Here is a 14580-nt window from a genome sequence, read left to right on the forward strand (position 1 = left end):
GCCCTGCTGCGCGGGCGGCGCGCGCTTCCGCACGCTACATCGCCTGCGTGGCCAGGTCGTTCATCCCTTCGTCGACCGCTTCCGACCCGGGGACGGGGCACCTGTGCGATGAGGTCATCGACGCCCAGCGGCCGCAGGTCGGGCACTGCTGCTGAACCTGCGCGTCGGAGGCGTCAGCATCGTTCTCCCAGTGGTACTCGCCGTTCGTTTCCCCATGCCCGCGGCGCATGACGGTCCGGGAGATCGCGCCTCCGATTTCGGGGCTGGCGAGGATCTGCTCGGCTTCGGTCTTCGACACGGGGTCATCGCTTCGATGCGGGGGTTCGAGCCGCTGTTGGCCACGGACCGGTCCCGTGACCGCGACTGGCACGCCGTCCATCGCGCGTTCGGATTCGCCACGCCGATCTTGTCCGGTCGCAGGCTCATCGAGTCGCTGTGATCGGTCGACGTCCAGATCGCGTATTCGACGACCCGCCCCGAGCAGTTCGCCCGCGCCACGTGGAATGGGCTCGACCGCCACCACCGTACTCTAGGGCCGATCCAGTTCCGGCAATTCATCAAGGACGGGTCGCGCCCCGCTGATCAGGTGAAGGTTCGGCACTGGCGGGGTTGGCATGACACCTACGACCTCGACCACCGGCTCGTCGCATGGTTCGACGACAGCCAGGCGGCCAGCAATCTGCTGCGCGCGAATGGTTGTCCGGCGTGGAACCCGAAGGAGTCCCTCAAGCGGGTTCGTGCAGCCGATGGCACCCCGGACGCCGTCGCATCGGTGCTCGAGGAGGGTTCGATCAATTGGGCGGTCCTCGAGGAACGGGAGCTGACCGCGCGGGGCCCGTGGTTAGAGCAGGAAGACCTCTGGCAGGCGAAACGGAAGGTGTGGTTCCAGGAGCACCAGGCGCGGATGCGTGAACGCAATCGCTGGCACCGCTGAACCGAGCCGCGAGCACGGAAGTGGCCCCAGCCCCAATTTCCTGCAGCTGGGAATTGGGGCCGCCCACCGCGCAGGAGCTACAGCCCCCAGGTGTGTCGACCGAGAACTCGGAATTCGTAGTAGAGGGTGTTGGCGCGGGTGGCGATGTACCCGCACAGGCCGAAGGTCAACCCCACGTCTAACGGGTTGGGGAGGTCGAGCAGCAGGCTCACTGCGCCGAGGGCGACTCCCACGACGAACAGGGTCACGGCCTTGCGCCACATCCCCAGGTGCATCATGTAGAACACGCCGAAGAAGAACGCGAACCCATTGAATGTCAAGATATTTCGCTGCCGGTACGACAACGCCTTGAGCGCCTCTTGATATGCGCGATTCGGCTTGAGCAGCCCCTGCCACCCGTGCTCGTGGAAGAACTGGAACCGCAGCCGCCACTTGTCGTCCAGGTCGGTCAGATCACCGAGCTCCACGACTTCCGGATTGACGCCAGACATCGACATCCCCACCCCTTGATTGATTCTCCCCGACAGCGTTCAACTGCCGGCTCATCGTTCCCCAGCCAGCCACCGATAGCCAATCCAGCACCACGCACGGGTCCCTGGGATCCGCAGTTCGATCGCAGCCGACGACGATGCGGCCAACTGTGCCGTTCCACATCCACGCAACACTGCCGAGCCGTGGTCCGACCGAATCGAGCTGATGACGTCCGCGGCATAGCCTTTCACAGCGTCCTCGAACCGGTTGAACGTGACCAGCAAGCCTTCGGATCCGCGCTCGTCGCCGGACATCACCTCGTAGCCCTGGGCGGTCTTGCGAACACCCCGATAGCCGCGGAAATACCCGCCAGCGCTCCTCGGGGATTCGGTGACCACGTACCCGTCACCGGAGAACACAGCATCGGTCCACTGTTCCCCCAATAATGCAGGCAACACCACACGCAAGTGCTCGACCACCTCGGTGAACTCCGCATCGGTCAGCGCTCCCTCACCTAACCAGTTGTTTTCCTCTGCTACGGCATGCGGGCGCCTCATAGTGTCCTCTCCCGTGATGTGTGAAACCCGACCGTACTTCGTGGTGCCGGCAGTCGCGGCTGGTGGATGACGACGTAGGTCATGTCGGCGGTAGATCTGCCTGGGGTCGTGACGGGACCCAGTGGGCTACCGCGACAGTCGGGCGTCGTCGATCAGAGTGGTTCGAACGAACCACACGACGCGTTCGGTCACATCGAAGTCTTAGGTTCCGCCGACCTGCAGTCGGTCGGTGACGGTCCGGTTCGGTGATCGCAGTCCACCGCAGGACGTTTTGACCAGCGTGTCCCGTCGCACCCCTGGGGGTTCGTTGATGGCGTCGATCGTGCACCCGGTGCGGGTCGCAGGCTCCTCGGTCGCGGTGGTACTGAGGGCAGCACCACCACCGAGAGCGGTCACGGCGATGACCATCGTGGTGAAGAACTGATGCCGGCCGATCCACTGCGCCACGGTCCTCACTTCGGAAACACCTCCTGCCACTGCTGCTGCAACTGACGCTGCAGGTGTTCGAGGGTCGACTGTGGCGTGGACCGGGTGATGATCCGGGCGGTCGAGCCGTTGACGGTGTTGATGAGCAGGTCGAAGTCGTACACGCCGCCGATGGTCAGACTGTCGATGATCGCGCCCTTCTGCGGGGTCGACAGAGTCCCGCAGGTCGTGCCGATCTTCGCCGATTCCTTGCCGCGGACCCAACCGGGTTTCCGGATCGAGAGCACTTCGCAGCCCTCCACATGTCCGGTGCTGGAGCTCCGGTCGGTGGTGACACGAGGCCGGCGATCAACAGCGGCGCCGGCACAGCGATCATGGCGGCCGCGCAGATCATCGCGATCCGTGAGCCCCCGGCACTCCACATGCCGTGACTTTCGGGCAACTCCCCCACCCGCACTTCCAGATTCTTGCCCCCTGGGCACGTCCTCGACCCGGAGCGCACTCCCCGAGACCAATCGTAGCCGCCAGAATCCGGCAGACCGGACACCGGTGGTGGCCTGCGACCACGGTCGATTGCTGCCGCTGATGGGCCGTCGCGGAGCTGAATTGCTCAGTATGAGAACCACTTTCCGCGGCTTCGTGTGCCGCGGCCTTGGATCACGATGGGCGACCTGACCGGATCCGGCGTCCTGCATCAGGGTCGCCGCCTCCCGGAGACCGTCACTCGCGCCAGGCGCAGGGACAGAGGAAGTCGTCACACGGGTCGCCGACCTCGCTGCCGTACCGGGCCAGGCCCTGGACAGGAGCGAGCACCTCTGCGGCCGCGTGGCCCTCGAGTAGCGGCGCCTCGTCCGCCATGCGGATCCCCCACCCTGTCGGCTCGTCATCGAAGTCGAATCGGCACCTATCGGCTATGAACAGCGTCCAAAGCGGATGATCCGGGAAGCAGTTGAACCGGAGAACCCACCACCGCCCGTCGACGAACGCCGCGTAGGGAAAGAAGGTGTGCCCGGTCCTGCGCCACTGAGGACGCGCCCCCAAACCCTTCTGCCGACATCAGTGGACTCCTCCCCTACCGATCGCCGGTCAGGGCGATTCCGATACAGGCGTCGAGTGTCTCACTCCGGAGCCGGGAGTTTGGATCGCTCCGGCTGTGTGGGAGCTCACTGTCGGGCGAGTTCGTCGGCTTGCCAACGCAGTAGGCGGCGCCGTACGTGCATTGGGTCGGCGAGACCGCCCCTACATATCGGCGTGGAGAACCCCGGCGTTACTGTGGCGCGGCGGCGCAGCCCGACCTCAGGCAAGCATCCAATATCGGCCTGTCACAGCCGGTTCCGAGGTTGATAGCCTCGGTCGGAGGTTGATGCAGACCGTGTGGTCTGACTCGGCCACCGCGCTGCGTGTGCAGGTGGACCCCCCAGCCATTCGTGATGCACCCGTGTCGGGGCGCGGTGCAGCGCGTGCTGGGCCAACGATGAAAGACGAGGAATGCTCCCCCAATCCACGCCCTCCCGTGCCCGACGAATCGGTGTTGCTGCAGCGGCTGCGGCCGCGGTCGCGGTCGCGGTCACCCCGCAGGCGGCTGCAAGCCCGGTCGTCTACCCCGCCGCCCTCGCTGACAGCTTCTACAGCAGCCCCGGTGACCTCGAGTCCCGCCATCCGGGTGACGTGATCGACTCCCGCGTGGTGCCTGCTCCGGCCGGGTTCATCGACACCACCGCGGTGCAGCTGAAGTTCCGGTCGACGAACTCGCAGGGCGACCCCATCACCGCGGTGACCACCGTGCTGTCGCCGCGCGACGCCGCCCCCGGGCGTCCGTTGTTGTCGTTCCAGCACATCGTGAATGCGCTCGGGCTCGAGTGTGCGCCGTCGCAGGCGCTCTACACCTCGGATCCGAACCTGATGATCCGGGAAGCACCGGGCTTGAATGTGGCGCTGCAGAAGGGGTGGTCGGTGGCGATCCCCGACCATCTGGGTCCGACGAGCGCGTACGGCGCCGCCCGCCTCGGTGGCCAGATCACGCTCGACGGGATCCGCGCCGCCCAGAACCACACCGCGCTCGAGCTGAAGGGCAGCCCGGTCGGGATGGCCGGCTACTCCGGCGGCGGGATGGCGACTGCGATGGCCGCGGCGCTCGCCCCGACCTACGCCCCCGAACTCCGGTTGGCCGGCAGCGCCTACGGTGGTGCGCCGCTGAACATCGGCAAGATGGCCACTGCGCTCGGCGAGAATCCTCATCCGGCGTTCGGGCTCGCGATGGCCGCCGCGCTCGGCCTCGAGCGCGAGTACCCCAACGCGATGCCGGTCACCAGCCAGCTCAACCAGGCGGGGCTCGAGCTGCGGGACCGGATCGTGAACGCCTGCACGAACGAGATCATCGCCTCCGGCGCTGGCAAGAGCGTGCGCGAGGTATCCAGCAGCGCCGAACTGCTCGGATCTGCACCCGTGCAGGCGGTCCTCGACCACAACAGTGTCGAACACACCGCATCGGTGCCGAACGCCCCCGTCTTCGAATGGCACGCCGGACAGGACGCACTGATCCCGGTCGACTCGATCACCACCACCATGCGCCGCTACTGCGACGCCGGGGTGCCGGTCCAATCCAAGACGGTGTGGAGCCCAGACCACCTGTCCGCGGCGGTCCTCGGTCTCCCCGACGCCGTGCAGTTCCTCGAAGACCGCTTCGCGGGCACACCGACCACCACCACCTGCTGACCAGATCCTCGGGAGAAACCATGAGCGTGAAGAACATTCGAACTAGGTGGCGACGAGCAGCGCTGACTGTCAGCGCAGCAGCCGTCGCGATGGCTTCCCTGCTGGGCGTCTCCGTTCCCGCCGCAACAGCAGTACCCGTCGCCCACCGGGCACCCGCGGGCGGCTACGAAGAGGTCTTCGTGAACTCGAGCATGGGCCCGATCAAGGTGCAGATCCAGTGGGCCGCACGCGGCGGCAACGCAGCCCTGTACCTGCTCGACGGCCTCCGCGCTCGCAACGACCGCAACGGCTGGTCCTTCGAGACCAACGCGCTCGACCAGTTCCGCAACGACAACGTCACCCTGGTGATGCCGGTCGGCGGCGAGTCCAGCTTCTACTCGGACTGGTACGCGCCCAGCAACTTCAACGGCCAGCAGATCACCTACAAGTGGGAGACGTTCCTGACGCGGGAACTGCCCGACTATCTCGCGACCCGAGGTGTGTCGCGGACCAACAACGGCGTCCTTGGGCTGTCGATGGGCGGCTCAGCCGCGCTCACACTGGCCGGATGGCACCGCGACCAGTTCAAGTTCGCCGGATCGCTCTCGGGATACCTGCACATCTCCGCGCCTGGAATGCGTTCGGCGATCCGCGTCGCGATGCTCGACGCCGGCGGCTACAACGTCGACTCGATGTGGGGACCTCCGTGGAGCGCGGAGTGGATGCGCAACGACCCGTTCGTGTCCGCGGAGCAACTGCGGGGACTGTCGCTGTACATCTCCGCGGCCAGCGGCCTACCGGGCGTGTACGACCATCCCGATACACCGATCTCATACTTCAATACCGCGACCGCGATGGGCCTCGAGGCGATCTCGCTGATCAACACCCGCGCCTTCCAGGTCCGGTTGAACACCCTCGGCATCCCGGCCACCTACAACTTCCCCGTCAACGGCACCCACGCGTGGTCCTACTGGTCGGCCGAACTGTGGCAGGCCCGCGGCCAGATCCTGAACACCCTGGGCGCCTGGTGACGGCACTCGTTCCTGTCAGAGGTGCGTACTACCGTCGCACACGACGCTGACCAGGCGAGACATTCCCACGAAGGACGGATACATGGCACTGCCCACCCTCACCCCCGAACAGCGCGCCCTGGCGCTCGAGAAGGCCGTCGCCTCCCGTCGCGCACGAGCCGCGCTGCGCGAGGAACTCAAGACCGGCAAGGCAACCTTCGCTGAGGTCCTCGGCCGCGCTGGCACTGACGAGACCGTCAGCCGCGCCAAGGTCTTCTACATCCTCGAATCGCTGCCGAAGATCGGGAAGGCCACCGCCCTCGAGATCATCACCGACCTCGGCATCTCCGAGACCCGCCGGATGGGTGGTCTCGGTGCGAACCAGCGCGCCGGACTCCTCGAACGACTCGGCTGACCCGACAGCCTGAAGGGGGCCTGCGAGCGGTTGTGAACTGCTCGCAGGCCCCCTTCTTCATTGCATGGTCGACCCACCTGTGCTCGGCGCCCGCAGAGTCGCGCCTACTGGTCCTGGTGGCCACTCGTCGAATACTTTTGCCGGATGGTGAAATTTGGGGGGACTGACCGTGCATCTGATGACCCGGAATCGGATGCCCGAGGCGGCGGGCCTCAGCACGGCGCGGGGCGACAGCGGCGCCGCTCTATGTGGCGTGAGCTTCCGATTCTCGTCGCGGTCGCACTGGTCTTGAGCTTCCTGCTCCAGACGTTCGTGGGCAGGGTCTACCTCATTCCCTCGGAATCCATGGAACCGACATTGCACGGATGTGCGGGGTGCACTGGAGATCGGATCGTGGTGGACAAGATCGCGTACCGCTTCGGTGACCCGGAGCCGGGAGACGTCGTGGTGTTCGAGGGGCCACCCTCGTGGAACGACGACTATCGGTCGCGGCGATCGGAGAACCCCGTTCTGCGCGGGATTCAGAATGTCGGCTCGGTGGTGGGCCTGGTGCCGCCGGACGAGAACGATCTCGTCAAACGCGTTATCGCCGTCTCTGGTCAGACGGTGCAGTGTCTACCCGGCGACGACGGCGTGAAGGTCGACGGAAAGACGCTGGTCGAGCCGTACATCGACAGTCGCACATCACCCGGCAACGCTGTCCCGTGTCAGGGTGTGTTCGTCGGTCCGGTGGTGGTGCCCGACGCCAGCGTGTGGGTGATGGGCGACAACCGCGCCCACTCGAAGGACTCGAGATTCCACATGAACGACGACTTCCACGGCGCGGTTCCCGTGTCGGACATCGTTGGCAAGGTCCGACTGATCGTGCTCCCACCGTCACGGTTGGGCGTCGTACACGCGGTCGACCCGCAGCAATAGGACGGCCGCGGTGGCGCGTGCTGCAACAAATCCTCGGACTACGCCTCGAGTCGTGGCACACTGGACCGCCGGAAGCCGTCACGCAATCAGGAAAGGAACAGCCGGATGTACGCCAACACGTATTCACAGTGCATGCAGCATCCGCTGATTCAGCGCCTGGACCGGATTTCCGAAAAGCCCGGCACTGCAGCCGGATTCCGCGTCCTCTGACGCCCCACTTCTCGGGGCGTGCGCGCCCCGACGGTGTAGTCGCCTTCCGGTGAACCGCCGGCCCACCCAGGCCGGCACGGGCCGCGCACACCTCGAGAACCCGCCACTCCCTTTGTGAGAGAACGAGGTTGTCGATTGTCATGGCCCGCACATCCCCCACCGCGATCACCGCGCGCACCTGGATGAACACCCGCGTCCACGTGCTCAATGCCACGTACGAGAACTTCGACGTCGTACCCGCTCCCCCGCACGATCCAACTACTCGAGTACGTGCACACCCCACCCCGGCCAGTCGTCGACGACGACACCCGCGCCACGTTCCCCGCGATCCTGGCGCGCGACCACTACCGGTGCGCGTACTGCGGCCGCAAGGGCACGGACACCGTCGACCACGTGTTCCCTAAAAGTCGAGGCGGAGACGAGTCGTACGGCAATCTCGTCGCCGCCTGCGCCCCCTGCAACCAGGTCAAGGCCGACCGCACACCGGAGGAGGCCGGCATGCCGCTGCTGTGGATCCCCCGGGCACCCCGAGCCGACCTCAAGCGCCAGCGCGCGATCTGGCGCGACCTGGCCCCCACCCCGTGAATCGCCTTGAAAGGAGGCACTACCTATGACCACCATGATGACCCTCGCTCACCTGCTGCCGGCCACCGACGACACCACCGACTGGGACGTCGCCGCCTGCCGAGGCGACCGCCACCCCGACCGATGGTTCCCGGACCCGAGCGAGGACTTCGACTATGCCGCCCGCGTCTGCGCCCGCTGCCCCATCGCGGCGGCGTGCGGCGCCTACGCGGCCGCCACCCGCCAGTCCGGTGTGTGGGGCGGGCGCGAGTACCGGCGCGGCCGCATCGCGCGGTAGCTGACGCAACGGCTCGCCAACCGCGGGGTGAACCAGGTGCTCCAGGTTCACCCCGCTAGGCGCGTGCTGGTTGCGTACGCGTGTCGACTACGGTCCAGCCATGGGTAGCCCCGACCGAGCATCCGGCACTGCCGACGACGAACGCAGACAGCGCCTTTCTGTGCGTGTCGCCTCAGGGCCCACCCTCTACTGGGTGGCCGGGGTTCTCATGGGCTACTACGCATCCGAACGAATGAGCTGGGAATCTGGCGAGACGTACTGGGAGAACGCTTTCAAGTGGATCAACCTACCGTTCTTCGCCGTCCTCACAGTCGTGTGTCTACTAGCCGAAGTCCTGTACCGCGCAGACAGACTCCCGACGCTGCGCGCGCTCGCGCTGGCGCCCTTCATCCTGATCCAACTCCGGTTCGCGCTGTGGCTGCTCTACTACCCGATCGCCGGGCTCCTATGGATCGGTCTTGGCAGCGCAATTGCACTCACCGTCGCGGCAACCAAATTCGGTCACCCCCGCAGGCTGTAGCCGTCAGTGTCGGCCGATCGCCCGCGCAGCTAACCCTCCGTATCCGAGCTTCGGAGGTCTCAGTGGATCGGGCCATCCCCGCGAGCGTCAGCGGCTATCGGGCATCAGAAGCAGCGCCAGGTGGCTCCCTACTCGAGCCCGGCAGCCTGCACTGAATCGAGCACCTCCGCGGCGGTGAGCCCGAGGACAGGTGCCAGAGCACTCAACTCGCGAATGTCGACGGAGTGCGCGAGGTTCTCGATTGCGGTGTACACCTCTCGGGACACGCTCGAGCGTTCGACCATCTCGTCCACGGTCAACCCGCGCGCGATCGGCTCGCGACCGTGACTTTTGTCGTCGTCCGAGACTGTTCCGGTTTCGCGCAGGTCGTGGTGACCGACCCTGCGATCCGTGACGAAGTCGCGAACCTGCCGGACTGACCTGGCGCCACCCCACACGCCAGGCCGTGTGGAAGATCGCAGCGGCCGCCATGGCCGGATTCCGCAAGCACCTCGACGAGGCAGGCTTCACCGAAGTCACGACCCCCAAGATTGTCGACCAGTCTTCGGAGTCCGGAGCCAACGTCTTCACGGTCGACTACTTCGGCTCGCCCGCCTACCTCGCGCAGTCACCCCAGCTCTACAAGCAGATGCTCGTCGGGGTGTTCGAACGCGTCTACGAGATCGGACCGGTCTTTCGGGCGGAGCCACACGACACAGCCCGGCACCTGGCGGAGTACATCTCCCTCGACGTCGAATTCGGTTTCATCGACGATCACCGCGATGTCCTCGCGTTACTACGGGACACGCTCGCTGCCGTCATCGACCACATCGGCGACACCGCTGGCGACGACGTGGATGCTCTGAGCATGGACTTGCCGGCGGTCCCCGAGCAAATGCCGGTCCTGCACTTCACCGACGCGCTCGAACATGTCGGAGCCCCCCTGGGTGAACCTGACCTGTCGCCGGAGCACGAGCGCACCCTGGGGAAGTGGGCCAAGGCGGAGTTCGACTCGGATTTCCTTGCAGTGGAGGGCTACCCCGTCCGCGAAGCGGCCGTTCTACACCCACCCGCAACCCGACGACCCCCGTTGGACCAACTCGTTCGATCTGCTCTTCCGCGGACTCGAACTCGTCACGGGCGGACAGCGTCTGCACAACCACTCCGACTACGTCTCAGCACTCGAAAACAGGGGCGAGGATCCCGCGAACCACTCCTCCTACCTGGAAGCAATGTCACACGGAATGCCCCCACACGGCGGCTTCGCCATCGGCCTCGAACGACTTGTCTCACGACTACTCGAAGCCGACAACATCCGCTACGCCACCCTGTTCCCCCGGGACATCCACCGCGTCCAACCCTGACAGCACCGGCGGTGCGGGCGGGACTTGCCCGCACCGCCCCAAGCTCGACACGGTGCCAACTACTTGAAGCAAGACATCATTCTTCGACATACCCGGCGATACCCACGCAAGACGGAACGGACGACGCCTGATGGCACCACTATTTTCGGGCAAACTCGTGCGAGTCCAATCGATCATTCGAGATGCTGCCCCGACTCCGTGTCCACCCGTGAACGACCCTATGGTGCGCGAGTTGGTGATATGCCCTCGGTTGGGTGGGCGATCTTGCTGTCTTGGCGTCCACCGGTCCGGGGGAACCTCACTGGTTCGACGGAGCGATAGCCGATCACCGCAGCTGCGGCTGCGACCACGACGGCGCCCACGCTGACCACCCAGGTCCAGCCACTGAGCCGCAGTGTGGCCACACCCGCTCCGAGCGCCGCTGTGGGGAAGAGCGTCAGCAGGCTGGCAAGGATCGCGATCACGGCAGCTGCGGCGACCCCCGCAGTAACTTCGACGATCAACCGCGTCGTCCGCTGCGCACGTGTCGTGCCCTGCCTACGCAGTGCGTGCAGCGCGCTCTTGCGGCCATAGACACCAAGGACGATGGATCCGGACAGCGCAGCGGCGCAGTAGACCACGAGGACCGCAATGACCAGTGCGGAGCTGGGATCAACCTCGACCCGCCCCTGAGCGCTCAAGCCGCCAAGCGATGCCGTGCTTCCGGCGTTGTTGGCACCGGTGACGAGGCGCGCGGCCGAGTACGGCGCATAGCTGGCCGCGGCGACCGTCGTATTCGGCATCAGTATCTGGCCGAAGATCAGGTCCCGGTCGTAGGTGAACCGCATCGTCAACGTCTGTGTCGACCCGTCCGGTAGCGGGACGGGGTACTGCTGGCCCACGTCCCAACCACGTTTGCCTGCCAGAGACGTCGACGCTGCGAACTCATCGGCCTCGAGGCCTATCGCGGCCCCGGTGGTGCAGCCGGGATCGAGCAGACCACTTGCGAGCATGGCGGAGGGCACGCCCACCACCGTCCAATCGGCGTCGTCTGGGGTGTCAGCGCCGGGGATCTGCTCACGAATGAGCGCATCCCCGAAATCGGTGGCGGGCTCTCCCGACGCCTCCACGCCCACGGTGCTTTCGCTCGCCTGATACTCGTATGCCGCGCCGAGGGTCGGCTGCAACCCGAACAAGGACGAGACAAGGGCTACGGCAACCAGGACCGGTGTACCCACCGAGACGATGAACCCGTCGTAAAACTTGATGTCGTCGGCAACGAGTCTGCCCAGCCGACGATCGACAACCACCCATCCGGCGCCCATCAGGCTGGCCAGCGGCAGCACGATCCACGGCGCGAGCAACGCTGCGATGGGCGCGAGCAACATCACCATCGAGAACCCGATCATGGCCCCGGACACTCGGTCCAACAGAACCATCGGCACGATCATCGTCGCGCTGGCCGCGATCAGAATCAGCCCGCCGATGAGTCGCCCCTTCGTCCGCGAGGAGCGTTGCCGGCGAGGAGGCCGCAACGCATCCGACGGCGCACACTTCCAGACCCGACGCATCGAGACGCTGCCGGACAGAACTGCGACGACCAGCACCGCCAGTCCCGACAACAGCACTCCTGCCAACAGCCCGAATCCGAGATGCCACGCGACACGTGGGTCGACGACTCCGGTGCGATGCAAGAACGTGAGCAGGCCCCAGCTCGCCGGGACGCCGCACACGAGACCAACGATGGTCGGAATCACGGCGGCACCCAGAAACGTCTGCAGGTGCAGCCGAACCGTCTGCACCCGGCTGGCGCCGACGGCGCGCACCACCGCCAACGCCGGCAGCATGTGCACGGTCACGAGCGCCATCAGCGATGACAACACAACCACAGCGAGGAGTACAACGAACCCCGTGATCGTCGAAACTGCCTCCAATGCCCCTGCGAGATCAGGTGTCTCGACAATCCCCAGGTCGCGCGCCGCCGTGTCGATGTTCGATGCCAACCAACCACAGCCCGCGGCCACACCGGCGGTGTCCGCAGCCGCCGAGCCCCCTGCCCCTGCCACCGCGATCGCAGCCGCGCGGTCGCTCCCGGCGAGTCGTTGAAGAACGTCATCGTCGACGACTACGGCCGCGAGCAGGTCGCTGCGAGCAACCTCGGTGTCGACCGAATACGCCAACCCCTCGACGCGTCGCACGTCCGCCGTGTGTGGCCGTGCTTCGACGGTCATCGTCTCGGTGAGCGAGCGGCCGACCAGCAACGTGGGAACCCCATCGACGGTCGCGCGGCGAATCGTGATCGGTGTCGCGCGAAGCGCGGAGTCCACGTTCTGCAGCCGAGTCTCGACCTCTGCTGCCGAGCACGACGACGAAGGAGTCGACACCAAGGCCGCGGTGTCGGCACGAAAGGCTCCATCGGTGCTCGGCTTCGTGGACGCGAACAGTCCGAGCAACGCCCCGAGGGCCGAACACACGAACGCGGTCGTGAAGACGACGAACGCGACCGCCCGCCAGGCCGCGGAATCGTTGCGCCGCAGTGACTGACCGATGATCGACGCGCCGGTCATAGCTGCGCTCGGGCAGTCAACTCGCCGTCGACCAGTTCCAGCACATCGTCCGCGGCTCGGGCCGCCCGTGGATCGTGGGTCACCACGATCACGGTCGCCTGATGAACGACGCACAAGTCGCGTAGGAGCGCCATCACCTCGGCCGCACTGTGGTCATCCAACGCCGAGGTCGGCTCGTCGGCGAACACCACGGACGGACGCATCACCAGCGCCCGCGCGATCCCGACGCGCTGCTTCTGGCCGCCCGAAAGTTCACCCGGCAGCCGCGAGGAGAGGTCTCCGAGGCCGACGCTCCCCAGTAGATCCTGCGCTCTGGCGGTAATCTCCCGCATCGGCGCACCCGACAGTCGAGCCGGCAGAAGGACGTTCTCGATCACCGGCAGCGACTCGATCAGCGAGTGCTGTTGGAAGACGAACCCGACCTCCGATCTGCGGAGCTTGGCGAGCTTCCGGTCCGGCAGGAGCGTCAGGTCGATGCCGGCGAGCCGCACACTGCCCGAGGACGGTTGAGCCAACCCCGACGCGCACTCGAGAAACGTGGTCTTACCGCTGCCGGACGCACCGAGCACGCAGTACAGCCGGGACACATCGAAACTCGCATTGACACCGTCGAGGACCAACGGGCCCACCGGATCGTACTGCTTGGACACGTTGCAGAGCATCAACCGCTTGATGTTCCCCACCCCCGCTTCATTGATTTCAAGCTCGCTATTGGCAACGAAGCCCGAGACACCCACTAGCCCAACAACATGCGTTCGGATCACGAGGGCGTAAACCGCAACCACCGACCATACCGGCCGTCCGGCTTTTGTGGAAGCTCGTTGGGCTCGCGTAATGACCGCAAACATGAGACAGGAAGACTGCGCCGCGCAGATCGATGACCAGGGCATCACCATCAAGCGCTAGTCGGCGTCCTGCGTACCCGGCCGGCACGTGTGACCGAGTCTGGTGACCTTACTTGCCGGGCTGTTGGTATCACTCGCCCGTCGCGAACCGCTGCCGCGTCCGGGCAGCCTGAACAAATTGCCAACTACATTGGCCATAAAGGCGCCGCACGGTCGTCATCTCAGTTGTCACTCCGCAGGTCAGAACTCCGAGAAATGGCAACTACGGTGGCGATTCACCCGGATGTGAATCGCCACGCTGGTCGGCAAATCGCCACCACAGTTGGCAGAGCTGTCACCGCGCTCGGCAAATGGACGGTGCAGTCGGTCCGGCCGAGTGCGCCGGTGCCCGCTCGACTCGAACGTTCGGTGCCTGCGGAGTTCGGATCTCGGCGCCTTCTCCTTCCATCCAGCTGGCAGTGGGTCGACGGCGAGCGCGGTGTCATCGTCAACACCGCATCTGTCGCGGCGTTCGAGGGGCAGATCGGGCAGGCCGCATACTCGGCATCCAACGGCGGGATAGTCGGTGCCACGCTGCCGATCGCGCGAGATCTGGCGTCGCTTCAGATCCGGGTGAACACGATCGCCCCGGGCCTGTTCAAAACTCCGCTGCTCGGCACTCTCCAGTCGTAGGACACCGCCACGTCGACGGTCTCCGTGTGCAGGATCGAGCTGTATGAGGCCATAACGTCGGTGTGGAGTTTGGGTCGCCGATGGCGGTCCCCCGGGAAGGCAGCTGCAGTGCCAGTCTGCGGTGGACTGACGACCACACCTGCTGCATCGACCCCCG

General features: G+C 65.9%; 17 protein-coding genes and 2 pseudogenes. 10 read left to right on the forward strand and 9 right to left on the reverse strand.

Annotated elements, in window-relative coordinates; all coding sequences use genetic code 11:
* Positions 1-34: 34 nt before the first annotated feature.
* Positions 35-520 carry a hypothetical protein gene (locus J2X34_RS04735; protein ID WP_429516250.1) on the reverse strand — a complete coding sequence of 162 codons (486 nt, stop codon included), beginning with the start codon at positions 518-520 and terminating at the stop codon, positions 35-37.
* Positions 521-586: 66 nt separating this feature from the next.
* Here J2X34_RS04735 and J2X34_RS04740 point away from each other — a divergent pair, with 66 nt between their 5' ends.
* The gene (locus J2X34_RS04740) at positions 587-934 is read left to right on the forward strand and encodes a hypothetical protein (protein WP_114722413.1); all 348 of its coding nucleotides are present in this window, start codon (positions 587-589) and stop codon (positions 932-934) included.
* Between the two features lie 77 nt (positions 935-1011).
* On the opposite strand, the gene J2X34_RS04745 is transcribed toward J2X34_RS04740, so the two are convergent.
* The 5 genes from J2X34_RS04745 to J2X34_RS04765 all read right to left on the reverse strand — a co-directional run bounded on the left by J2X34_RS04745 (position 1012) and on the right by J2X34_RS04765 (position 3246).
* Positions 1012-1431: a DUF2628 domain-containing protein gene (locus tag J2X34_RS04745; protein WP_114722412.1), complete on the reverse strand. Its 420-nt coding sequence runs from the start codon at positions 1429-1431 to the stop codon at positions 1012-1014.
* A gap of 45 nt (positions 1432-1476) precedes the next feature.
* Positions 1477-1962 carry a hypothetical protein gene (locus J2X34_RS04750; protein WP_147283524.1) on the reverse strand — a complete coding sequence of 162 codons (486 nt, stop codon included), beginning with the start codon at positions 1960-1962 and terminating at the stop codon, positions 1477-1479.
* A gap of 201 nt (positions 1963-2163) precedes the next feature.
* Complete coding sequence (locus tag J2X34_RS04755) at positions 2164-2418, reverse strand: hypothetical protein (protein ID WP_114722410.1); 255 nt, start codon at positions 2416-2418, stop codon at positions 2164-2166.
* Positions 2415-2675 carry a hypothetical protein gene (locus J2X34_RS04760; protein WP_147283523.1) on the reverse strand — a complete coding sequence of 87 codons (261 nt, stop codon included), beginning with the start codon at positions 2673-2675 and terminating at the stop codon, positions 2415-2417. The genes J2X34_RS04755 and J2X34_RS04760 overlap by 4 nt, the downstream gene beginning before the upstream one ends.
* 433 nt (positions 2676-3108) lie before the next feature.
* Positions 3109-3246, reverse strand: a complete 138-nt coding sequence (locus tag J2X34_RS04765) for a hypothetical protein (RefSeq protein WP_258557949.1) — start codon at positions 3244-3246, stop codon at positions 3109-3111.
* Positions 3247-3876: 630 nt separating this feature from the next.
* Between J2X34_RS04765 and J2X34_RS04770 the strand changes: the two genes are divergently transcribed.
* The 7 genes from J2X34_RS04770 to J2X34_RS04800 all read left to right on the forward strand — a co-directional run bounded on the left by J2X34_RS04770 (position 3877) and on the right by J2X34_RS04800 (position 9017).
* On the forward strand, positions 3877-5103 hold the full coding sequence (locus J2X34_RS04770) for a lipase family protein (protein ID WP_429516251.1): 1227 nt from the start codon (positions 3877-3879) through the stop codon (positions 5101-5103).
* A 20-nt stretch (positions 5104-5123) separates the two neighbouring features.
* A complete protein-coding gene (locus J2X34_RS04775) occupies positions 5124-6113 on the forward strand; it encodes an alpha/beta hydrolase (RefSeq protein WP_429516252.1) in 990 nt (329 codons plus the stop codon).
* An 82-nt stretch (positions 6114-6195) separates the two neighbouring features.
* Positions 6196-6507 carry an integration host factor, actinobacterial type gene (gene mihF, locus J2X34_RS04780; RefSeq protein WP_114722405.1) on the forward strand — a complete coding sequence of 104 codons (312 nt, stop codon included), beginning with the start codon at positions 6196-6198 and terminating at the stop codon, positions 6505-6507.
* 144 nt (positions 6508-6651) lie between these two features.
* Complete coding sequence (gene lepB, locus J2X34_RS04785; protein WP_114722404.1) at positions 6652-7425, forward strand: signal peptidase I; 774 nt, start codon at positions 6652-6654, stop codon at positions 7423-7425.
* A 417-nt stretch (positions 7426-7842) separates the two neighbouring features.
* Entirely contained in the window at positions 7843-8220 is a 378-nt protein-coding gene (locus J2X34_RS04790) for an HNH endonuclease (protein ID WP_429516253.1), read from the forward strand.
* Between the two features lie 25 nt (positions 8221-8245).
* The gene (locus J2X34_RS04795; protein ID WP_429516254.1) at positions 8246-8497 is read left to right on the forward strand and encodes a WhiB family transcriptional regulator; all 252 of its coding nucleotides are present in this window, start codon (positions 8246-8248) and stop codon (positions 8495-8497) included.
* Positions 8498-8597: 100 nt separating this feature from the next.
* Positions 8598-9017, forward strand: a complete 420-nt coding sequence (locus J2X34_RS04800; RefSeq protein ID WP_429516255.1) for a hypothetical protein — start codon at positions 8598-8600, stop codon at positions 9015-9017.
* 128 nt (positions 9018-9145) lie between these two features.
* Here J2X34_RS04800 and J2X34_RS04805 read toward each other — a convergent pair whose 3' ends face one another.
* On the reverse strand, positions 9146-9301 hold the full coding sequence (locus tag J2X34_RS04805) for a hypothetical protein (RefSeq protein WP_174907154.1): 156 nt from the start codon (positions 9299-9301) through the stop codon (positions 9146-9148).
* 185 nt (positions 9302-9486) lie between these two features.
* Between J2X34_RS04805 and aspS the strand changes: the two are divergent.
* A pseudogene (gene aspS / locus J2X34_RS04810) lies at positions 9487-10360 on the forward strand (aspartate--tRNA(Asn) ligase).
* 218 nt (positions 10361-10578) lie between these two features.
* On the opposite strand, the gene J2X34_RS04815 reads toward aspS, so the two are convergent.
* Positions 10579-12906 (reverse strand): hypothetical protein, encoded by a 2328-nt coding sequence (locus J2X34_RS04815; protein ID WP_429516256.1) that lies wholly within the window; start codon positions 12904-12906, stop codon positions 10579-10581.
* Positions 12903-13802 carry an ABC transporter ATP-binding protein gene (locus J2X34_RS04820; RefSeq protein WP_429516257.1) on the reverse strand — a complete coding sequence of 300 codons (900 nt, stop codon included), beginning with the start codon at positions 13800-13802 and terminating at the stop codon, positions 12903-12905. Before J2X34_RS04820 ends, J2X34_RS04815 begins: the two co-directional genes overlap by 4 nt.
* Before the next feature lie 411 nt (positions 13803-14213).
* On the opposite strand from J2X34_RS04820, the pseudogene J2X34_RS04825 reads away from it, so the two are divergent.
* Positions 14214-14414, forward strand: a pseudogene (locus J2X34_RS04825) (SDR family NAD(P)-dependent oxidoreductase); the annotation flags it as partial.
* Positions 14415-14580 lie beyond the last annotated feature (166 nt).

Origin of the sequence: Rhodococcus sp. BE178 (genome assembly GCF_050433545.1) — a bacterium.
GTDB lineage: Bacteria > Actinomycetota > Actinomycetes > Mycobacteriales > Mycobacteriaceae > Prescottella.